Origin of the sequence: Lactiplantibacillus daowaiensis (assembly GCF_005405085.1) — a bacterium.
In the GTDB taxonomy this organism is placed as follows: domain Bacteria; phylum Bacillota; class Bacilli; order Lactobacillales; family Lactobacillaceae; genus Lactiplantibacillus; species Lactiplantibacillus daowaiensis.
This window is the reverse complement of the sequence record NZ_BJDJ01000013.1, coordinates 61,722-83,687: the sequence shown is the minus strand read 5'-3', so window position 1 is coordinate 83,687 and position 21,966 is coordinate 61,722. Positions and strand designations below refer to the sequence as shown.

General features: G+C 45.5%; 19 protein-coding genes and 2 riboswitches. Of the genes, 6 read left to right on the top strand and 13 right to left on the bottom strand.

From position 1 onward, the window contains the following. The first annotated feature begins 47 nt into the window (after positions 1 to 47). The gene (locus FFM75_RS09275; RefSeq protein WP_137628890.1) at positions 48 to 551 is read left to right on the top strand and encodes a YueI family protein; all 504 of its coding nucleotides are present in this window, start codon (positions 48 to 50) and stop codon (positions 549 to 551) included. A 374-nt stretch (positions 552 to 925) separates the two neighbouring features. Here FFM75_RS09275 and FFM75_RS09270 read toward each other — a convergent pair whose 3' ends face one another. From FFM75_RS09270 to FFM75_RS09250, 5 genes are all read right to left on the bottom strand, one after another. Further along, positions 926 to 1,606, bottom strand: a complete 681-nt coding sequence (locus FFM75_RS09270; RefSeq protein ID WP_137628889.1) for a DUF554 domain-containing protein — start codon at positions 1,604 to 1,606, stop codon at positions 926 to 928. A gap of 81 nt (positions 1,607 to 1,687) precedes the next feature. Beyond that, a complete protein-coding gene (locus FFM75_RS09265) occupies positions 1,688 to 2,506 on the bottom strand; it encodes a MerR family transcriptional regulator (protein WP_137628888.1) in 819 nt (272 codons plus the stop codon). Between the two features lie 193 nt (positions 2,507 to 2,699). After that, complete coding sequence (locus FFM75_RS09260) at positions 2,700 to 3,854, bottom strand: RNA-guided endonuclease InsQ/TnpB family protein (protein ID WP_137628887.1); 1,155 nt, start codon at positions 3,852 to 3,854, stop codon at positions 2,700 to 2,702. Between the two features lie 375 nt (positions 3,855 to 4,229). Next, the gene (locus FFM75_RS09255) at positions 4,230 to 5,549 is read right to left on the bottom strand and encodes a cation:dicarboxylate symporter family transporter (RefSeq protein ID WP_171001472.1); all 1,320 of its coding nucleotides are present in this window, start codon (positions 5,547 to 5,549) and stop codon (positions 4,230 to 4,232) included. Between the two features lie 119 nt (positions 5,550 to 5,668). Continuing rightward, on the bottom strand, positions 5,669 to 6,175 hold the full coding sequence (locus tag FFM75_RS09250) for a YagU family protein (protein ID WP_137628885.1): 507 nt from the start codon (positions 6,173 to 6,175) through the stop codon (positions 5,669 to 5,671). A 181-nt stretch (positions 6,176 to 6,356) separates the two neighbouring features. On the opposite strand from FFM75_RS09250, the gene FFM75_RS09245 reads away from it, so the two are divergent. After that, the gene (locus FFM75_RS09245) at positions 6,357 to 7,424 is read left to right on the top strand and encodes an ABC transporter permease (protein WP_137628884.1); all 1,068 of its coding nucleotides are present in this window, start codon (positions 6,357 to 6,359) and stop codon (positions 7,422 to 7,424) included. Between the two features lie 12 nt (positions 7,425 to 7,436). After that, positions 7,437 to 8,111, top strand: a complete 675-nt coding sequence (locus FFM75_RS09240) for an ABC transporter ATP-binding protein (protein WP_137628883.1) — start codon at positions 7,437 to 7,439, stop codon at positions 8,109 to 8,111. A gap of 99 nt (positions 8,112 to 8,210) precedes the next feature. Here FFM75_RS09240 and ribH read toward each other — a convergent pair whose 3' ends face one another. The 7 genes from ribH to FFM75_RS09205 form a co-directional block, all read right to left on the bottom strand. After that, positions 8,211 to 8,678 carry a 6,7-dimethyl-8-ribityllumazine synthase gene (gene ribH, locus FFM75_RS09235; RefSeq protein WP_137628882.1) on the bottom strand — a complete coding sequence of 156 codons (468 nt, stop codon included), beginning with the start codon at positions 8,676 to 8,678 and terminating at the stop codon, positions 8,211 to 8,213. Positions 8,679 to 8,695: 17 nt separating this feature from the next. After that, the gene (gene ribA, locus FFM75_RS09230) at positions 8,696 to 9,904 is read right to left on the bottom strand and encodes a GTP cyclohydrolase II (RefSeq protein WP_137628881.1); all 1,209 of its coding nucleotides are present in this window, start codon (positions 9,902 to 9,904) and stop codon (positions 8,696 to 8,698) included. Between the two features lie 5 nt (positions 9,905 to 9,909). Next, positions 9,910 to 10,509 (bottom strand): riboflavin synthase, encoded by a 600-nt coding sequence (locus FFM75_RS09225; RefSeq protein WP_137628880.1) that lies wholly within the window; start codon positions 10,507 to 10,509, stop codon positions 9,910 to 9,912. Beyond that, positions 10,510 to 11,589, bottom strand: coding sequence for a bifunctional diaminohydroxyphosphoribosylaminopyrimidine deaminase/5-amino-6-(5-phosphoribosylamino)uracil reductase RibD (ribD, locus tag FFM75_RS09220; protein WP_223876650.1), 1,080 nt, complete (start codon positions 11,587 to 11,589; stop codon positions 10,510 to 10,512). It lies immediately after the preceding gene. Positions 11,590 to 11,726: 137 nt separating this feature from the next. Continuing rightward, a riboswitch (FMN riboswitch) is annotated at positions 11,727 to 11,864 on the bottom strand. 129 nt (positions 11,865 to 11,993) lie between these two features. Continuing rightward, positions 11,994 to 12,755, bottom strand: coding sequence for a MerR family transcriptional regulator (locus FFM75_RS09215; RefSeq protein ID WP_171001471.1), 762 nt, complete (start codon positions 12,753 to 12,755; stop codon positions 11,994 to 11,996). Between the two features lie 471 nt (positions 12,756 to 13,226). Continuing rightward, positions 13,227 to 13,778, bottom strand: coding sequence for an ECF transporter S component (locus tag FFM75_RS09210; RefSeq protein WP_137628877.1), 552 nt, complete (start codon positions 13,776 to 13,778; stop codon positions 13,227 to 13,229). Continuing rightward, positions 13,775 to 14,764, bottom strand: coding sequence for a nucleoside hydrolase (locus FFM75_RS09205; RefSeq protein WP_137628876.1), 990 nt, complete (start codon positions 14,762 to 14,764; stop codon positions 13,775 to 13,777). The genes FFM75_RS09210 and FFM75_RS09205 overlap by 4 nt, the downstream gene beginning before the upstream one ends. Before the next feature lie 23 nt (positions 14,765 to 14,787). Continuing rightward, positions 14,788 to 14,832: riboswitch (PreQ1 riboswitch) on the bottom strand. Between the two features lie 146 nt (positions 14,833 to 14,978). Between FFM75_RS09205 and FFM75_RS09200 the strand changes: the two genes are divergently transcribed. The 3 genes from FFM75_RS09200 to FFM75_RS09190 all read left to right on the top strand — a co-directional run bounded on the left by FFM75_RS09200 (position 14,979) and on the right by FFM75_RS09190 (position 20,542). Further along, complete coding sequence (locus FFM75_RS09200; protein ID WP_137628875.1) at positions 14,979 to 15,533, top strand: TetR/AcrR family transcriptional regulator; 555 nt, start codon at positions 14,979 to 14,981, stop codon at positions 15,531 to 15,533. Positions 15,534 to 15,655: 122 nt separating this feature from the next. Continuing rightward, positions 15,656 to 17,455: an oleate hydratase gene (locus tag FFM75_RS09195; protein WP_137628874.1), complete on the top strand. Its 1,800-nt coding sequence runs from the start codon at positions 15,656 to 15,658 to the stop codon at positions 17,453 to 17,455. Positions 17,456 to 17,770: 315 nt separating this feature from the next. Continuing rightward, positions 17,771 to 20,542: a cation-translocating P-type ATPase gene (locus tag FFM75_RS09190; protein WP_137628873.1), complete on the top strand. Its 2,772-nt coding sequence runs from the start codon at positions 17,771 to 17,773 to the stop codon at positions 20,540 to 20,542. 53 nt (positions 20,543 to 20,595) lie between these two features. On the opposite strand, the gene FFM75_RS09185 is transcribed toward FFM75_RS09190, so the two are convergent. Continuing rightward, positions 20,596 to 21,795 (bottom strand): ATP-binding protein, encoded by a 1,200-nt coding sequence (locus FFM75_RS09185; protein ID WP_137628872.1) that lies wholly within the window; start codon positions 21,793 to 21,795, stop codon positions 20,596 to 20,598. Positions 21,796 to 21,966 lie beyond the last annotated feature (171 nt).

Genomic DNA, 21,966 nt, shown 5'->3' with positions numbered 1-21,966 from the left:
CGGTTCCAACTAGGCCTACCGCCACTCTTTGGAAAGGACTTGAAAGCATGTCACAATCCGAAGACCAAATGGATAAACACTTACAAAATGCCATTTTTGGCGCGCCTGTCTTGCATCCTGATGAGCAGCATCGTAACTTGGGAACCTTTCACGAACGGATTGATTTGGGCATCACCTTTACGCAAGCGTTGCTTCGCGACTATTCGCCGGAACTTCAAACCGAGATTCAGGCCCACCCCAATTACCAACTTTTGCTACATGGGTTATTGGATCAAGATATTTTAGACCGTTACATTCGGTTGGCGAACCGTAGTAATCTGCGCTTTGCAATTCGCAATGACTTGATGTACCAACATCAACCAGATAGTTTGGCGATTGCACTGGCAGCACCAGCGGCGATTACACCAGCGACGATTGACATTGACCAGCGCTTTCCATTACCACCACTGGCCAGTACCTCGCCGCTACCAAAACAACTTTTAATTGAACGGATTCATCAACATCTTGAAAAAAATCGGCGTGAGTTTCACGAGCGCCATCATTTAACGTAGTTAAAGCGTCTGAGATAAAAACTTTCAAACATTGACGGCCAGCAAGTTAAAGTGTCCCTCGTACCGGAATATGATTGCTTAATGACAGTTATGATTTGAACAACACGACCAAGGCCTTGTCACTATTACTAGTGGCGAGGCCTTGGTCGTGTCTGATGGTAGTTGTCATTTAGCTGCAGGTCAGCAGTGATGGAAGTTGCCGTGCAAGTGGTGTTAATGCCGGCGATTTTCCGACATTTACACCACCGACATCTTTGAAGATTGGCGAGCTTGGCCAAGTTTCAAAGTGAGGTGCGAGACCGCTTCTCAGGCTCGCACCGGTCGCCGCGGCTACTGGAATTACTGCTGACCGAAAGCGGCAAGTGACCCACAACTCAGTGAAACAACTGCAAAATCGCAATCGCCACTGGTGGTACGATTAAGGCTGGCAGCAGATTCAATGTGTTGATCTGCTTAATTTTAAGTAACCCTAAGCCTGAAGCTAAAATTAAAATGCCGCCGACAATCGTGACTTCATTCAGTAAGGCCGTACTTAGTGCTGACTTCAACACTAGCGCCAATACATAAATCGACCCTTGCCAAGCAAAGACGACCCCCGCCGCAATCGCAATCCCAAAGCCAAAGGTGGCGGCTAAGACGATCGAGGTAATGCCGTCTAGCATCCCATTCGTAAATAAAAATGTGTAATCATGTTTTAGCGCCGCTTCAATGGGGCCTAAAATAGATAACGACCCAATACAGTATAGTAAAATAGCGGTTGCTAAGCCTTCCGCGAGATTGCCGCCAGAAAAGCGGCCAACTAACTTATCAAAATGCCCTTGCAGATCCAGGGCTTGGCCAATAACGCCCCCTAAAGCTAAACTCACAATAAATAAAACGGGATATTTACTTTGTGGCATCCGCTGGACAACGGCATTAATCCCAATCACCGTCGCGGCTAAGCCCAAAGCTTGCATTAAAATAGCATGGTAGGCTGGTTTGATGCCTTTCTTAAACACACTCCCCAGTGTGCACCCTACCAAAATCATCGTTACATTAAATAGCGTCCCAATCATCACAACACCCTCATCATCTATAGTCGTGCCAGTGTCTACCAGCTTTAAGTCCCAATTATAAAGTCTCAAGTTACTAGAGGGTCAATCTTTTTTAACAACTGGTACTTGAATCACCGTCACGGATTGACTGACGTCATCAGTAATCCCATAATCAATCAACGCTGTTTCAATTGCTGATCCAATCAATTGCCAGCCTTGCCGTTTAGCCGTAGCAAGTAACTGGCGATAGGCTGGTGCGGCCGCAGCGTGGGTCCCACCAAAGGCGATTTGTAGATAAGTCCCACTGGCCAACACTTGCGCGGTTGCAGTTGGTTCACCAGCTTCGAATAATAATAAGATGCCATCATAGTGGGTAAAGTCGCCCTGCTGCAAAGCCGTTTGACTCAGTGATAAGGCAATCTTGCCTAAAAAAACTTGTTGTGATAAGGCATACCGGGTGCGCAACTTAGCGATTGCCAGTTCAATATCGTCATTCGGCGTATAAGCTTGCCGCAAATAGACAATCGGCCGCGTTGGCAACGACACGACTTGGACAATATCAAGTGGCGCCGATTCTGCTTGTTTGAGTTGGGTCAGGCGATTATCCAAGCGCTGGTCGATTGCTTGCAGTGTTGCGATTTGTTGCTGCACCGTCGCTTGTTGTTGCTGTAATAGATGCTTAAGCTTCGGCAATTCGCGCGCCGCAAAAAAGTCGGCAATCGCGGGTAATGACACACCTAAGGCCCGAAAGTATTTGATGGTACTTAGCCGTTCAAATTGGGCCGTTGAATAGTACCGGTAGTGGGTCTGTGGATCGACTTTAGCTGGCTTTAACAAGCCTAAGTCGTCATAGTAGCGTAAGGTCGGTACTTTAACGTCAAACAGCGCTGCTAGCTGACCAATCGTAAAATATTGTTGCATCGCAACCTGCTATGCAAAACATGGATAAATGCGGAAAAACGTGCCATTCTGCCGCATTCAGAAAGATTGCATATTTCCTTTCTTTGTTTTTGCTTGCTCCCGTCATAGCATCGGTGTTCTGACGATACCAGAATGGTAAGGCCACATTGACCAACTAGGTGAGCTTAAGGGCCTAGCCAGCCCCGTTGTTTTGTTATTTAGCGAGTGCTAATAGATTCGCTACGGCATTGCTGTCGCGATTTAACTTAGCCCCACATTGATAACAGTCATATTGATCATGTCTAGTACCGTGAAGTGCATTACCACGCAAAGTGATTTTTTCCAGTCCTTGTTTAACGTAACCACACTGTGAACAACGTTGCGTGGAGGGGTAGGACCGCTCGGCCAACACCAATTGTTTCCTATACCAATCGCACTTATAAGTTAACAGTTGTCGAAAATAGCCAAACATCGAACGATGTCCCCCTTTTGAAGCCACATGGGTCATTTGCATTTTCTTAACCGCTAAATCTTCAATGACGATCGTATCAAAATCGGTCACTAATTTAGTGGTGACCTTTTGCATCAAGTCATGCTGGATATTGGTCGCTTTCCGATAAGCCCGCTGCAACTTGGCTCTCATTGCGCGATAATTTATCGTATGCGTTGCCTTTTTACCATTCACGACTCGTTTATGTGCCAAGTTGCGTTGATAATATTTAATTTGCTCGTATAACCGGTTTAGTTGTTTGGGAATCACATTGATGAGGCCATCGGTATAATTAAAATGACCGACGTTAACGTCGACTGCTGTAAGCTGATTGGTCTGGCATTTCGGTTCAATGATGACCTCAAGGTTCAAACAAGCCCAGAATATGCCATTCTCACAGTAAATACTAACGGTCTTAAGAATACCATCTAAGTCAACGTGCTTATTGAAACGAATATCATACCAATTGGCGGCACCATGCGGCTTATCAAGTCGTAATTTACCTTTCACCAATTTAGCACGATCAGTTTTAAAGCCCTGTCGCGGTGCCCGTTTAGACTTGAACCTAGGTTTACCCCAATCGGGTAAGGCCTCATTAAAAAAGTCATCCCAAGCCGTTCCCAAGTCCGTAATTGCCAGCTGCAATGTGCGTGATGATAAACCATATTGCCAATCAGCCTTATTAGCAACTAACTCATCGCGCACACGCAATTTATTCGGTTTACGATTAGCTGTTTTATTCAAACAATAAGCGTCATGCATGTTATTCCAAGTCTCTAAAGCCTGATTCCAGCAGTAGCGTCGATAGTCACATAAATCAAGCAATACTTTTCTCATGTGACTATTAGGATAAAGCTTAACTTTTTGTGTCCGAATCATTATGTCTCACCACTCGATATATTGGATTGTCATGAATACGACCGTTTCATGATGTTTCTAATATACCTCAGTCAGGCGAACTAATGTTCTAATTTACAAAAATGATATAAACTTTACCAAATACATACAAAAGCAAGAAATCCAACAACTTTCACGATACTAGATGGGTTAGCCATAACCTATCCATGTTATTTTTCTAATGTTATGACTATTTTTCTACAATTAACTACATTTTTCTATGTTTTAAAGAACAGTTACTTCCTCCTAACTAAAAAGAGCCTGGGATAACCCAAACTCTTTTCTCATCTTTGAATAGTTATCATCGAAACATGGTACAAAAGACATTTTTTCTTTTGGCCCACTCCGATTTAGCCGTTATTTGGTGCCCGCAATGGTGCTTTTTCCAGCCCGAATCTCGGCCAAGTAACGCTCACTCATGTCAGCATCAAATTCATGTTCCGATTTACCAATAATCACTGCGGCTAAGGAGTTCCCAACCACGTTAACCACCGTTCGACCCATGTCAACTAACCGGTCGATCCCCGCAATAAAGGCTAAACCTTGTACTGGTACCCCAATCGATGAAATCGTCGCCAGTAACACCACGAAAGACGCACCGGGCACCCCAGCAATCCCTTTCGAAGTAATCATCAACACGATCAGTAGCGTCACCTGTTGGCCTAATGATAAATGAATCCCATAGGCTTGCGCTAAGAACAAAGCCGCTAAGGATTGATAAATCGCTGACCCATCTAAGTTAAACGTATAGCCCGTTGGAATCACAAAGGACACGATACCTTGACTGACACCATATTTGCCCATCTTATCAATGATCTTAGGTAAGGCGGCTTCAGAACTAGCGGTTGAAAATCCTAAAACCATTTCATCACGAATCACCCGCAATAAATGCCAGATATTTAAGCCAAATAAGCGGGCAACCACGCCCATCACGACCACAATAAAAATCGCCATCGTAAAATAAGCTAAGACAATGAAGTAGCCTAATGGTGCTAACGCCTTGAGTCCCATCTGCGCGACCGTCACCCCAATCAAAGCACACACCCCAATCGGTGCCGTATGCATGACCCAGTTTGTCACCTTAAACATCGCTTCGGCCACTGCGTTCATGAAATCCAAGATGATCTTGCCTTGATCGCCAATCGCAGCGGTTCCTAAACCGAAGAAAACCGCGAAAAAGATGACCGGGATCATATCACCAGCAGCCAAGGATTTAAAGACGTTCGTTGGAATAATGCCCATTACAGTTGACCAGATGCCACTATGAGAAACGGTTTTCGCCGTCGCCACGTACTGGCTAATACTTGTACTGTGTAATTGATGGATATTGATATAATCCCCCGGATGGAAGACGTTCCCAACTAACAACCCCAAAGCGATCGCAATCGTCGTCATCACTTCAAAATAAATGATGGTTTTCCCACCAATACGACCAAGTTTCTTTAGATCACCCATATTGGCAATCCCGGTAATTAAACAAGCGACCACGATCGGTAAGACGATCATTTGAATCAAACTAATGAACATCGTCCCAATATTTTGCATCGCCGTAATGGCCGTGGTGTTACCATAGAAAATCACACCTAAAATAATGCCTAAAACTAACCCAATCAGAATCTGCCATCCCAAACTCAATCGGAAATGGCGATATTTTTTTAGCTTTGTTTCCTCTTTCAAGCTCATTCGCTCCCCAAATATGGATATTTTAACTAAAAATAGCAGATAATATTAACATTTTAGCATAAATTATCGATAGATGAGAAATAAATTAGAAATTACTCAGGAAGCAACCGCTTTTATTTGGATTTCTTTTTCAAACGGTCATAAACAGTCGCACTAACCCAGTCAGCCGTCCACATCCAAAGCACATGGCCAATCGCTTCTGAGATATGTTCTTCAGCTGGTTGGTCCTTGGCCCGTGGCACGGTCCCTAATGCCGGTAAGATGGCATGATGGAACAAGCCGAAGATACCTAAGCCAAACAAGGCACTACTGCCGGCTTTAGCCTTCGGATGTTTCCGAGCCCACAAGCTATAAGTCACCGCAAACGTCGTCGAAAACCCAAAATGCATCATATAGCTAACAACTGGTAGTTGGTGACCAGAGTACGTATAAGTGGCATGCGTGACACTCGCTGGTACCCCGATTTGTTGTAAGAGTTGCTGTGGTGGATTGGTTTGATCACGGGCGGCTGTCCGTGGTGGCAAGATATTCTCCCAACCTAGCTTGACTAACCCAGAAATCACGCCACCAGTTACACCAGCCACTAGCGCTGCACGTTGGTTAAAACTTTTTTTCGTCATGAACTTGGACCTACCTTTCATCTCGTTACGTTCATCATACCAGTCAGTTGCGACCAATCGAAATATTTTAATCGCTTGAGCCCTAAATTTAAGGTTTTGACTTGCAAAATCGAAAGTTGACTGTTATAGTTTACTCATTCAGTTGTCACTCGATAAACGAAATAAAAAGGGAGTTATGATTATGTACTTAGGACTAAAAGAAATGCGGCATGAAAAGCTACGCTATACGCTGTTAAGCGGTGTGCTGCTTTTAATCGCGTTAGTTGTCTTTATGTTGGCTGGCCTCGCCAATGGCCTATCCAACGGGAACCGCCAAGCAGTCGACACTTGGCAAGCACAAACCGTTTATTTGAATAAAAACGCCAATCAAACGTTATCAGCTTCACAACTTAAACTAGCCGATAAAAGTAAGCTCACCGGTAACCAAGTGGCGCCACTGGCGACCTTAGCTGGGACTTTACGTACCACTAGTAATAGTAAGAAAACGACAACTAATGCTTTAGCAACTAGTCGCAACAGTTTTTTGATGCCAAAAATCGTTAGTGGCCATGCGATTAATGGTAAAAATCAAATTTTGATTTCCGCCGGTCTCAAAGCCAAAGGGTATAAAATAGGTCAAAAGGTCCGCTTAGGGACGACCACTAAAACGGTCAAAATCGTCGGTACTTATGCCACCAATACGTATATGATTTCGCCAACCGTTTATACCGATATTGCCACTTTAAATCGCCTCAAAGGTGCCCCGATTACAAGTGGTAAGCAACAAACGATCAATGGCTTTGTAACAAAAAAATCGCAATTTAAGACTAGTCATCATGGCGACTTAGAAAAAATCAGCATCAATACGTTCATCAATAAGTTGCCCGGCTACAGTGCCGAACAGTTGACGTTAAATACCATGATTTATTTTCTCTTTGTGATTGCGTTAGCGATTATCGGGATCTTTATGTTCGTCTTAACGCTGCAAAAGCAACCTTTATTCGGAGTCTTAAAAGTCCAAGGGATTGGGACGAAACATATTCTAGCGGCCTTACTCACCCAAAGCGTCGCCATGGCCTTGATCGGCATCGTCCTCGGTTTAGGGATTACCGTCGGCCTAGCTCAATTGATGCCTGCCGGGATGCCATTTGTCATCAATTGGAGCCAGTATGGCCTGTATAGTCTCGCCTTACTCATTGCTGCCGTCCTTGGTGCGTTATTATCATGGCGCACCGTTGCCAACATTGACCCCGCAGTGGCCATCGGATAGGAGGAATTCAATATGACAAAACCAGTTTTAGCTTTACAACACATCACCAAACAATTCGGTCACGGTCATACCGCAGTCAAAGCGTTGACCGATGCCAACTTTGAAGTCGCTCCAGGTCAATTCGTCGCCATTATTGGCCCCTCTGGCTCTGGTAAAAGTACCTTTTTAACGATTGCCGCAGGACTACAAACACCGACGAATGGTCAAGTTTTATTAAACGGCACTGAATTGGCGACCCAATCTGAAAAAGCTCGTTTAGCTTATCGATTCAACGAAATTGGGTTTATTTTACAAAGTTCGAACCTGATTCCTTTTCTAACAGTTACGGAACAGTTAAAGCTCGTCGATAAAATGGCCAAACGCCCCTTTCAAAAAGATAAGGCCAAGACACTACTAGCCGAACTGGCATTAAGTGAAGTCGTCGACGCCTATCCAAATGAACTTTCCGGTGGTGAACGGCAACGGGTTGCAATCGTGCGCGCCTTATATAATGATCCCAGTGTCATTTTAGCCGATGAACCAACCGCTAGTTTAGACACACCGCGTTCGATCGATGTCGTCGAACGGCTCGCTAAAGAGGCCCATCAACATCAAAAAGCCATTGTGATGGTCACCCATGACCAACGTTTGATTGGCAATTGCGATGTGGTCTACCGCATTGAAGATGGCGTGATGACCCGACAATAATCCTAATAAAAAGGCACGTCCATTTATATCAAGTGGACGTGCCTTTTTGGCTGCGGTACCGGATTTTCCGGCTTCGGTGGTCGGTAATTTCAGCGGTGCCTACTCAGCCAACTGGCGCTTTAAATTGATCATTTCTAAGACACTCAACGCACAGTCCGCGCCTTTATTACCACCTTTAACACCTGCCCGGTTAACGGCTTGTTCAACCGTATCTGTCGTTAAAACCCCAAACATTGTCGGTAGCCCCGTTTGCAAGCCAACTTGTGCCACCCCTTTAGAAACTTCATTACAAACATAATCATAATGTGAGGTCTCACCACGAATAACAGCGCCTAAGGTAATTAGGCCATCATAACGGTTAGTTGCGGCTAATTGTTGTGTCGCCAATGGAATCTCAAAAGCGCCTGGCACCCAAGCCACATCGATGGCATCAGCATCGACGCCATGGCGCAACAAACTATCTTGCGCCCCGGCCAATAATTTTTCCGTCACAAAGTTATTGAATCGTGCCACCACGATACCGATCTTTAAGCCTTTACCTTGATAATCGCCACTAAAAGTTGTCATTTTAATTGCCTCCATGTTTATAATTCTGTCGATAATTGATGGTGAAATTTGTCGCGCTTGGTCCGTAAATAGTGTACATCGTGCGTATTCGCAGGCATTTCTAACGGAACCCGTTCAACGACCTCGATGCCGTACGCCGCTAATTGCGTCACTTTATCTGGATTGTTAGTCATCAGCCGTACTTTAGTAACGCCAAGTGCATGTAACATCACTGCGGCTTGGGCATAATCTCGTTCATCCGGCTGAAATCCTAATTGCACATTTGCATCGTACGTATCGACACCTTGTTCTTGTAAGTGATAAGCACGTAGCTTGTTTGCCAAACCAATGCCACGACCTTCTTGCCGTAAATACAACAAGAGTCCGCGACCCGTTTCACCAATCGTTTGTAACGCTTGTTGTAACTGCTGACCACAATCACAACGTTGTGACCCGAACACATCGCCAGTCAAACATTCCGAATGCAACCGCAACAAAACTGGTTCCGGCGTTGTTAAATCACCCAGTTGCAACGCCAATTGTAATTGCGCATCACCAGGTAATTGCATCCCAGTTAAGTTGAACTGACCATGAGCGGTGGGCAATTGAACGGGGTCAAGCTGAGTCAAAGTCGGATTAGTCTGGCGCACACGGTAAGCCACGATATCAGCAACCGTGATCATCGGAATCTTCAAACCTTCCGCCAACGCCTTTAAATCCTTGCGTCGCGCCATCAAACCATTCTTTTTCACAATTTCACAAATATATGCTGCCGGTGTAACACCGGCCAGCTTAGCTAGATCAACAGCCGCTTCCGTATGTCCACGCCGTTCTAAGACCCCACCGGCCCGGGCAATCAATGGAAACATATGCCCGGGATGATAAAAGTCGCCTGCTTGACTCGTCGGATCAGCCACGTGCCGAATCGTCGTCGCCCGATCCGCGGCGGAAATGCCGGTGGTCGTGGTGTGGTGGTCTAACGAAACGGTAAACGCAGTGCCAAAGGCATCGTGACTTTTAGTGGTCATTAAGTCTAAGTCCAACCGTTTCGCGATGCTGGGCGCGACCGGCAAACACAATAATCCCCGTGCCGACGTGATCATTCGATTCACCGTTGCCGTTGTGGCATGCGCCGCTAATCCCACCATATCGCCTTCGGCTTCACGTGATTCATCATCGGCAACAATAATCAAGCCACCTTGCTTTAAGACAGCTAATGCAGCTTCAACTTTACTTTCAACTGACATCTCATTTACTTCCCTTCAACTTGTGTTTGCTTCGCCAAATATTTACCTAAAATATCGGTCTCGATATTGACCGCGGCGCCGATTTTTAACGCGCCTAACGTCGTGATCAGGCGTGAATGTGGAATCAAATCGATTTCAAAGCTCGTCGCTGTGACGGCGACGACGGTTAAACTAACGCCATCGACGGCCACTGAGCCTTTTTCAACGACTAAAGCTTGATATGCGGCCGGTAAACTGAACCATAATTTAATGGCATTTTGATCGACTTGTCGGCGCTTTAGCTGACTTAAATAATCCACATGGCCCAAAACAAAATGGCCATCTAACCGACCATTAGCTGCTAACGCCCGTTCTAAGTTCACCGCTTGACCAGGATGCAACTGGCCTAAGTTAGTCCGCCGCACGCTTTCCGGCATGACATCCACAGTAAACGTCGAGTCGGTTAACGTCGTCGCCGTTAGACACGCCCCATTAACTGCGATACTATCGCCCAGCTTTAAATCTGGCGTCACGATGGTGGGTGCGGTAATCGTCAACCGCAATGTCTGGCCTTGGTGTTGAATTTGGGTCACCTTGCCTTGGGTTTGTACAATTCCTGTAAACATTTATGCGTCCACCTTTCGTTGCCACTGTAACTTCACATTGTCACCAAGTTGCGTTAGCCGCGGTGCTTGAAATTGAAGTGGCTTGGCCGTCGCTACCCCTTGTACTAGCGGTAGTGCTTGACCACCAAATAGCATGGGTGCGAGATACAAGATCACTTCATCGACTAACCCAGCAGCCACAAATTCAGCCTGCACCTGACTACCACCTTCAACCAACAGTGATTGCCAGCCTTGTTTGGCACACCAAGCGCTAATTTTTGCCGGTGTCCAGTCGTCAATTAACACGTGCACATTTGGTGCCGCGGTCACGATTGCATCGTTGGCCGTCGCCTGTCGACATAATAAGTACGTTGGCACGTCACTAGGTTTTACCAATTGTTTGCCCACTGCCACTTGACTCGTCGTTGCTAACACAAGCCGCACTGGTGGATGGGCCAGCGCTTGTAGCCGTACCGTCAACGCTGGATCATCGACCGCTAACGTATGCGCACCAATCAAGATAGCTTGCGATTGGCTGCGTAGCTGCTGACTATCCAAGTAGCTGGCTTGATTAGAAATTAAACTACGTTGCTGTGCCTGAGCATTAAGTTTGCCATCAATGGTGACGGCTGCTTTTAACGTGATCCATGGGCGTTGCTGGCGATAAAACCAGTTATAATGCGGATTTAGGGCTTCAACTTGCGTGGTTAAGCAGCCCGTTTCAACTTGCACCCCATGTTGCTGTAAGTAATCTCGACCACGCCCAGCAACAATTGGATGTGGATCTAGTTGGCCAATCACCACTTTTTTGATGCCAGCCGCCACGACCCGCCGACAACACGGTGGCGTCTTACCAAAGTGACTACAAGGTTCGAGTGTCACATACAAGGTCGCCCCTTGCGCCATTGCTGCCGTAACTTGTTTGAGGGTTGCGACTTCCGCATGATCACCACCAAATCGCTGGTGATAACCACTAGCAATCACTTGCCCAGCTTTGACTAAGACCGCCCCAACTTGTGGATTCGTATACGTTGCAGGCCCGCCTCGTTGGGCCTGCGCGATTGCCAACGCCATATAATCTGTTGCTAACAATTTGTGCACCTCCATAAAAAAACACCCCGCTATCTTAAAAATAACGGGGTGTTTATGAGTTGCTAAACCGATTTCATCAGTGGTCACACCTAAATAAACCAAATTTGGTTCACTAAAAAGATGTGCCAGTTCGATCAAACAGCACTTATTTTCTTCTCCCATCCTGACTTTACAGTCGGTTCCAGACTTACACTGGATCAGCCACGCGCACGTGGGTCACGGACTTCAACGTTAAACACGTTGTCACCGTCGGTCGGGAATTACACCCTGCCCCGAAGAAATCGTATTTAGTTTTCAAGCAACAGTGTAGCGATAAACCAGGGCTATTGTCAACACTGATTTTGAAATTTAGTTTTATGAATCCAGGCTAGCACTGCTAATGTAACCGTTTCCTGCCGTTGTAATTCAGAAACCTAATCTTGTGCATAGGTCATGATAATTTGCGCTAACAACTCACCGGCACCGTGACCAGCTCGCGCATCATAATACGCCTGAAAGCGGTCATCAGCCTGATACATCATCGCCAAGCCACGGTGTTTGGCCGCTGAATAATCTGGCCACCTATAGCTTAGCCATTGACGATGATCTTGATACGTCTTCTTAGCAGCCGCACTTTTGAGGTCACCAGTCGTTAAAACTGATTTTAATTGCGTCATCAAATCAGCTTCAACCGTTTGCATCGCAGCATAGTCGGCCGCACTCAAATTGGCAAATTGATCACGCGCTTGCTTTAAAGTCTGCGCGTCATAAGTTTCAGATAATTCGGCCCCATAAGTCGCTTCATTATTCGCCAATTGCTGCTGTTTGAAGGCGGCAAATTTTTCACTGTCTGTCATCTTTACGCCTCCTTGACGACTCGCGAGCGTCGCTTGGACGAGCACTAATAACCGGTCCACCTGCTGACGCTGAGCAAGTAATTGTTGGTATTGGTGTTGCAAGGTCGGCATGATTGTCGCATCGTCGGCGGCCAGTAGTGGTTTGATTTGTGCCAGTGGCACGCCCATTGCGCGATACAATCGGATTTGTTGTAGTTGATCGACTTGTGGCGTTTCATAGTAACGATACCCATTGTCACCAACATACGCTGGTTGCAATAACCCAATCTGATCATAGTAACGTAATGTTCGCACACTCACACCGGCCAACTTTGCCAGTGCTGTAATTTGGTAAATCATTTTCATTCCTCCCTTTCAACATCTTCTAGGTTAAAGGATGACGTTACGTTAGGGTCAAGTCTAAATGTTGATATTTTTAATTTACATGTCCCATAATCCAATGCCTTCTAATCTTATGACACTAACTTCGGTTTCTAATCTAATCAATATTGAATCGTCCATATTAGTAAAAAACACTTCACCAGCTTCCGGTTGGCCGGCATGAAATCGCCTATGCCAGGCCTGTTAGCGGCCGAACTTTGCCGTTTACAGGCTGGACCGTCTTGAATGACTTGTGGTTTGGCAAGGCATTCAAGCGAGGGCCAAGACCGGGTCTCGGGCTTGGTCCGGTCCCCATAGCGGATGAAATGCCGGTCAACCGGAAGCGGCAAGCACAACCGACCTAATCGTTAGCCTCCTTCCTAAAGCTTCAATCCAGTTTAACCTAACTAAAAAACGGCGCCCATTTTCAGGACGCCGGTCAATTATCAGTTAATTAATTTGTTGTGGCAATTTGTATCGTAGCGCTCGATACACTAACGCGACCACATATACCGTAATCAAACGGTCTAAATAGTCGGTCCCAATTTGAATCAAAAATACCGCTAGCGGTTTGCTCATCCCAGTCCCTAATAGCACTTGGACTAGCATACTTGATCCAGATGACGTGATACCATGAAACAATATCACCGTAATCAACGTACTAAGCAAGGTCCCGGGCAAAGAAATCGCCAAGGCCAACCACCAATTTTGTCGAAACGTCCCGGGTTTGACATGCCGATAAACTAAACCGGCGACTAGCCCGATGACCAGTTGGACTGGCATAAAGAACAACGAATATAAATCCATCGTCCCCATGATCACCCCAGTTGCGCCCCCAGCTAGCATCCCCCCAAGGGGACCGAAAACGGCCGCAGCTAAAACTGTCCCAATCGCATCTAAATAAATCGGTAATTTTAACATCAACGCGATATTACTGCCGACGACGTTTAACGCAATACATAAGGCAAGTAACGTTAGCGTGCGCGTTTTAAGCTTTTTCATGCGCGCCCTCCCAATAATTGATGGAGGGTCGTGCTCAAGTCAGGATCAGTGGCACCAGCGACCCGTGTTAAGAATAGGCGCCAGAACGTGTTAACATCAACATCGGTCATAATTTGACTATTCGCTGGTCGATGCCAGAACTCATGATCATCAACGATTGATTGCCCTCGAGCCACATCATCAGTTGCGACGACGGTCGTATATGCCGCAAAGCCACCAAGAATTTCAGGATCAATCATCACAGCGACTGCCAATGGATCATTAATGACGCACCCAATCACCCGTTCATATTGCCAGTGGAAATCAAAATAAAAGCGCGTGATTTTTTCAATAAAGTCACCCATTTCTGCATTGATCGCTTTAACGTAAGCTAGCAAGCTCGGGGTTAAAACGATCTTGCGAGTGACATCTAACCCAACCATTTCGATTGGGACTGGCATTAAATCAAACACCACTTTAGCGGCATCCGGGTCACACCAGAAATTATATTCAGCGACCGGTGAACAGTTACCGTGACTTCGATAGTTGCCACCCATTAAGACAAACCGATCGACTTGGTTGAACAAACTCGCATCGCGCTGTAACGCTTCAGCGATATTCGTCAATGGACCGAGGGCTAAGATTGAGACAGTTGGATCTTCAATCAAAGTCTGTTCAATAAAGGCACCGGCATTTTGTGCAGCGTGCACCTTAGTCACGGCCGGAAGATGGCTATTGCCTAACCCATCATCGCCATGCGTGTCTTGCGCACTCGTATAGCTCACGACTAACGGTCGATTGGCACCCATATAAACGGGAATATCCAAACGGTCAGCTAGTGCCAATACTTTTAGCGCATTTTCAGCGCCGATATGCGTGGGCACATTCCCACAAACAATGGTAATCCCCACGACATTTAATTCCGGTGAGTTTAACGCTAATAATAATGCCAGACTATCATCGATACCGGGATCACAATCGATGATGACATTTCGAGCTGCATTCATTTCTCCTACCTCCGATTAACATGAAGTTCTTGGTTTTTTATCCTGGGAAGTTTACGAACCAGGCAGTCGGGGTAACCCGACTAATGTGACAAATGCACCTTTAAGTATAGCGGAAGTCCAACTAAAAAACAGCCTGTTCATAAAAATCTTCCGTCCACTAACTAAACCATTGTATAATTAGTGCCAGCTTAACTTGTAGGAGGGCCATCTATCCATGCATACCACGACTAAAGATCGTTTATCAACCGCTTTGATCCAAGAATTACAGCAAACCCCAGTCGACAAGATTACCATTCAAGCAATCGTGGATGATTGCGGGCTTACGCGCCAAACTTTCTACAATCACTTTGCCGATATTTATGAACTCGTTGAATGGACGGCTAAACAAGCGACCGCTAAATCACTGGCCAATGTTGCTGATTACGACAACTGGCAACAAGGATTTCTAAATGTGATGTTCGCCATTCAAGCAAACCAATACTTGGTGATCAATACTTACCAATCCGCCTATCGCGACTTACTCGAAAAATACATCTATACGGTACTTTACCAATATATTTTAGCCGTCGTTGAACGCCAAGCTAAAGGCTTGACCGTTGCGGCTAAGCATAAAAATTTCATTGCCCATTTTTATAGTTTGGCCTTCATCGCGTTGATTTTTGATTGGGTCAAGGATGGCTTAAAGACAGACCCGCAAGACTTGGTCACACAAACGGCCGTTTTAATTCAAGGTGATTTCCGCAAAGCACTCCAGCAATACACCGAATAACTTTACAATCGGTGCGAATTGTCAAAATTTTGACAGTTCGCTTTTTTTGTCAATTGTCCTCAGCTCATTAGCGGCTTATCGTTAAACCAAGTTATAAATCCAATCAAAGAAGGTCGTTTCACATGGATATTTATCAAACGATGTATCGTCCTTTAAAACCAGCTGGTATCGATGATCGCCGAGCCAATATTGTTGGTGGTGGGATCGCCGGTTTAGCAACCGCAGCCTTTCTCATTGATGACGCGCAAATGCCGGCCCGTAATATCACGATTTATGAAAAGAAACCCGTAATGGGCGGTTCCATGGATGGCACCAAGCGTGCAGCCGGTTACTTATGCCGCGCTGAACGGGAACTGGAACCTTATATGGAATGTTTGTGGTATCTGTGTAGTAAGATTCCATCACTCGAGAATCCTGGCCGGACCGTCTTAGATGACGTCGTTGACTTTAACCGCGACGAACCGATCCACAGTGAAGCCCGCGTCATCATTAATCAAGGTGAAATCGACAGCCATTATCACGATTACAAGTTGGCACCTAAATACGCAGAAGCCATGCGCAAAATTATCGGGTCTTCTGAAGCGGAATTAGCCAATAAAAGTTTAGATGAATTCTTTGATGCCGACTTTTTCAAAACCAACTTTTGGACTTGCTTCCACAGTCAATTGGCCTTTAAGCACTACCATAGTGTGATTGAATGTCGGCGCTACTGGCAACGGTTCACCTTCATCACTCGGCATGAATACCTGGAAGGCTTTATTCACACGAAATATAATGAATACGATGCCATTATCTTACCGATCGAACGCTGGCTAATCGATCAAGGGGTTACTTTTGTCAATAATTTCAAAGTAACTGACTTAGCTTTTGACGACAACCACAACACTGTCAACCAAATCATTGCTACCCAAGACGACTTGCCCGCAACGATTGATGTTGCCCCCCAAGACCTGGTCTTTGTCACTACTGGTTCAATCAGTGAAAACAGTACCTTTGGGGATAACCACACGATTGCTAAGACGAATCGTGATACCACTGACATGGGCACGTTCACTATTTGGCAAAATTTAGCTAAAAAGGATGAAAAGTTCGGCCATCCAGAAAAGTTCTTAGGGCAGATCGATAAGACCAAGTGGATTTCATTCTTCCCAACGGTAAAAGGTTATCCTGAATTCTTCAAACGAATCGAGCGCTTATCAGGTAGTCCTGCCGGAACCGGCGGCTTAATGACCTTTAAAGATTCTAATTGGGACCTCTCCTTTGAGATCCATCACAAACCATTCTTCCCTTACCAAGCGGATGATGAAGAAGTTGGTTGGGGGTACGGCCTATATGGTGAGCATGTCGGCAATTATATTAAGAAACGGATGTGGGACTGTACCGGCGATGAGATCATGACCGAATTGCTCTATCATCTCGGTATGCTGGATATCAAAGACGAGGTACTCGCACATACGTACATGTCCACGGCAATGATGCCTTATTGCACCGCTCAATTTATGCCCCGTCAACTTGGTGATCGACCGAAAGTGATTCCAGCTGGCTGCACGAACTTAGCCCTATTAGGACAATTCGTTGAAATTGATGACGATGTCGTCTTCACCGTTGAAACGTCAGTTCGCACTGGACTTGAAGCGGTTTATGGCCTCTTACACTTTGATAAAGCCGTCTTAGAAGTGAATCCATCACGCTATGATATTCGCTACTTACTTGAACGGATCAAGCGGTTCGCGGGGATTCACGGTGCCATTACAGCTGCTGATCTGCCAAACCTAGATCCCGCGCAATTACCCGAGTTACAAGCATCACTCTTAAAGTTGATCAACGATGTCCCACCGTATTATCAGATGTATCTCGGTCGCGACCAAACGATTCCCCAAAAAGCGGCGGTCTTACACCCACAGGCACCACGCAGTAAATAAACGCTGCGTTAGCACGTAAAATCGCATCTCATTAAAAAAACAGGCTGATGAAATCCCCCAATTTCATCAGCCTGTTTTTCCTATCTTTATTGTCGAAACCTAGATTCAACGGTAGTTTGTGCCACTTCTCCCGGGTACCATCATGATGCCACGTTAATCTGCGCAACCTGACTGCCTTTGAACCCACGCTTTTTTAGCTAATTTATCATTTTAAGATAGTATTTTGACTTAAAAAAGACTATCCTAGCACTGTACAAATAATCATTGAGTACCTACTCACTTTCAGCGGGTACACATGGTTTAGGGGTGATTAGAATGGCGCAATCAAGATTAACTGCGGACGATTATGCCAAATTAACCGTCGCAAAATTTTATGATCAATTACAAACCGGCAAAACTGGTTTGACATCGACTCAAGCCGACCAACGCTTACAACAAGTGGGTCCCAATACGATTCAACAAACCCAATCACGTTCCCAGCTCAAAGCCTTTTTAAAGAACTTTACAAGTCTCATGGCACTCCTCTTGTGGGTCAGCGGCCTCATTGCGATGTTCACCGGGATGTTAGAACTGGGCATCGCCATTTGGGCGGTCAACTTAATCAATGGTTGCTTTAGCTTTTGGCAAGAACACGCGGCCCAAAAAGCAACTGATTCATTAAAAGCCATGTTGCCAACCTACACGCAAGTATTACGGGATGGTCAAACCCAGCAAATCAATGCCACTGAATTAGTCCCTGGCGATGTCTTTTTGATTCAAGCTGGTAACAGCATCTCCGCCGATGCCCGCATCATTCAAGCCACGAGTTTGCAAGTCGATGAATCCGCATTAACCGGTGAATCATTAGCTGTCGACAAACGCGCAGCTTATGAAAAAGGCGAAGGCCGCTTCGCAGAACGTAATCTCGTGTATGCGGGCACGATTGCCGTTAGTGGCACTGCAACGGCAGTCGCCGTTCAAACTGGGATGCAAACTGAATTCGGTCAAATCGCAGCCTTAACGCAACATCAAAAAACGACTGCGTCACCATTGACCGCCGAACTTAATCGACTAACCCGGCAGATCTCGTTAATTGCGATTTTGATTGGCTTGATTTTCTTCATCGCGGCGATTTTCTTCGTCCACTACCCCGTTGCCAAGTCCTTTATCTTCGCGCTTGGGATGATCGTTGCCTTTATTCCAGAAGGCTTACTGCCGACCGTCACTTTATCATTGGCCCAAGGCGTCACGCGCATGTCAAAACGCCATGCCCTAGTCAAAGAACTGAGTAGTGTAGAAACTTTAGGCGAAACGACCGTGATTTGTTCAGACAAGACTGGGACGTTGACCCAAAATCAAATGACTATTAACCACGTGTGGTTACCACAACAGATCTATCACGTTAGTGGCGAAGGTTATGTTAATAACGGCAAGATCACGGCTAATGATCAAGCTGTCGCCCTAAAATATTCGCCTGATTTGGCCTTATTATTACGCGTCGCTGCTTTAGATAATGATACCGAAATCAAGCCGGCCAAATCGAGTACGACCAAACCTAAAATTTTAGGCACGCCCACCGAAGCAGCCCACTTGATCCTAGCGGAAAAGTCCGGTTTAGATTTAGCCCAGCTCCGTCAAGCGTATCCCCGCGCACAAGAATTGCCGTTTGACTCTGACCGCAAGCGGATGACAACGATTCACACCCAACCAGATGGCAGTCAAGTCATCTACGTTAAAGGCGCGCTCGATGGTATCTTAACGTTATGTACGTCGATTCTCGTCAATGGTCAAGTTCGGTCGATCACGCCCGATGATGTCCACGATATTGATCAAGCCAACCAACATTATGCGGCGCAGGGCTTACGCTCGATGGCAATTGCTTATCGCAACTTTGATGGGCAAGCTAATTTACCAACTGATCCCGCCGACTGCACGATCGCCAATACCGAACAACACTTAACTTTCGTTGGCTTGACGGTGATGGCAGACCCACCACGACCAGAAATTTACGCCGCCGTTGAAAAATGTCATCGCGCTAAGATTCGCATCATCATGGTGACTGGTGACAGTCCGTTGACCGCTAAGAGTGTCGCCACTAAAATCGGCATTACGAGTGACCAAGCGCGCGTGATTACTGGTGATGAACTCAGTGCCATGTCGGATATTGACTTACAAAAAGCGGTCCAAGGCGAAGTGATCTTTGCCCGGGTCGCACCGGAACAAAAGTACCGTATCGTCCAAGCCAACCAACACAATGGTGAAATCGTCGCCTCAACGGGGGACGGGGTTAACGACGCACCAGCCTTAAAACAAGCCGATATTGGGATTGCCATGGGTGTCACGGGTACCGACGTTGCTAAAGATGCCGCCGATATGATTTTAACCGATGATAACTTCGCCTCGATCGTCGCGGCAATTGAAGAAGGCCGTACCGTCTATAGCAACTTGCAGAAGTTCTTGCTCTACATCTTAAATAGTAATGTGCCCGAAGCGATTCCATCCGTCTTATTCTTGTTCTCCCGTGGGCTAATTCCACTCCCATTGACCGTGATGCAAATCTTAACGGTCGACTTAGGTACGGATATGTTACCGGCACTGGGACTTGGTGCCGAAGCCAGCGAACCTGGCGTCATGGACCAGCCACCCCGTGCTCGCAACGCCCACTTACTGAATAAATCGATTATTTGGAAGGCCTTTGGTTGGTATGGCTTGATTGCGTCAGTCGTCTCAACCTTTGCTTATTTCTTTGTCAATTGGACAAATGGCTGGCCACAAGTCGCCCTCGCAAGTCATGGCAATACCTACGTCCTTGCGACCACGATGACATTAGCCGCGATCGTCTTTTGTCAAATCGCCGCAGCCATCAACTGTCGGACTAAATTCAATTCAGTCTTTTCCGTCGGCTTATTTAGTAATCATCGGATCTGGTGGGGCATTATTTTCGAAGTCGCCTTACTAGCCGCTTTGATGTATCTGCCGGTCTTACAAGGTCTCTTTAACACGACCGCCATTGCTGGCCGGGATTGGGCGTTCTTATTATGTTTGCCGATACCGTTAGTGTTGATTGAAGAAGGTCGTAAAGCTGTCGTGCGACAACGACATCGTTAAATTAATCAAAAAAACTGTACCTAATGGGACAAAGGCCCACTAGGTACAGTTTTTTAGTCATCAGCCGCTAACAACCAATCAACAATGTTCACGACCGGAATACCATCAATTTGTTTAATATCCTGATAGTAGCGCTGTGTAATTAACAACTTTTGATAATTATCTTTAATATTAACTAAATTATCAGTTTCATGCGTATTTTTGGGGATTTCATACGTCACTTGCACGTATAAGACCTCATCAACGCGGCGGGCCACGAAGTCAATTTCGGCAGTATCCATTTTACCGACATCAACGGTATACCCCCGCCGTAATAGTTCAAGATACACAATGTTCTCTAATTGCCCACCATAGTTGCCTGGTCGACGACCAACTGCATTCCGTCTTAAACCGGCATCTACCATAAAGTATTTTCCGGCAGTTCGTAAATAGCCTCGACCACGCAAATCATACTGACGTGCACGATAAAATAGAAAGGCATTTTCTAATAACGTTAAATACCGTTCAATCGTATGATTACTAGTTGATATGCCCTCACTCTTCAGTGTATTCGCTAATTTTGCTGGTCGAATAAGTTGACCGAGGTCATCAGCTAGAAAGCCAACCATGGCTTTTAAAGACTCATTATCACGAATATTCGCCCGCATCGAAACATCATTTAAAACAATCGTGTCATAAATGCCTGACAACATATCATCTTTAATTGCTTTATCAGCTAAAACAACTGCTGGAAAACCACCATACGTTTCATATTCTTCAAAAGCCTGATCAATTTGTCGCGAATTTATATCAATTTCACGAGCGGCTAAAAATTCCTTAAACGAAAATGGATAAATCGGGATTTCAACATAACGACCGCTCAACAGCGTCGCTAATTCACCAGATAACATTTTTGCATTCGATCCAGTGACGACAATATCACAATCGTAGCTCGCATGAATGCCGTTGACCACTCGTTGCCACCCCGCAACCATTTGAATTTCATCAAGCATTAAATAAAAATGTCGATCATGACTTATTTTGGGCTGCAACAATTCAATCAACTGTTGTTCATCACGAATATTTAATAGCTCAAATTCTTCAAAGTTAAGGTAAATAATCTGCGTCGCATCAATCCCCTGTGCCAACAAATAATCGCGGTATATTTTCAATAATACTGATTTACCAGAACGACGGACACCGGTAATAATTTTAATCACAGTGGTGTCTTTCAACTGAATCAATTTTTTTAAATAAGTTGGTCTTGAAATCATGATATTTTCTCCGCTTCTTTGGAAGTATACTTCCATTTTAAGGCAGAAATCAAAAAAATGGAAGTATACTTCCATTTTTCGATATTTTGATTTTTTTGGAAGTATACTGCCATTTTTAGAAACGCCCTCAATCGACCAACTGATTATTTTTCCAATTTTCCCCTCAGAAGT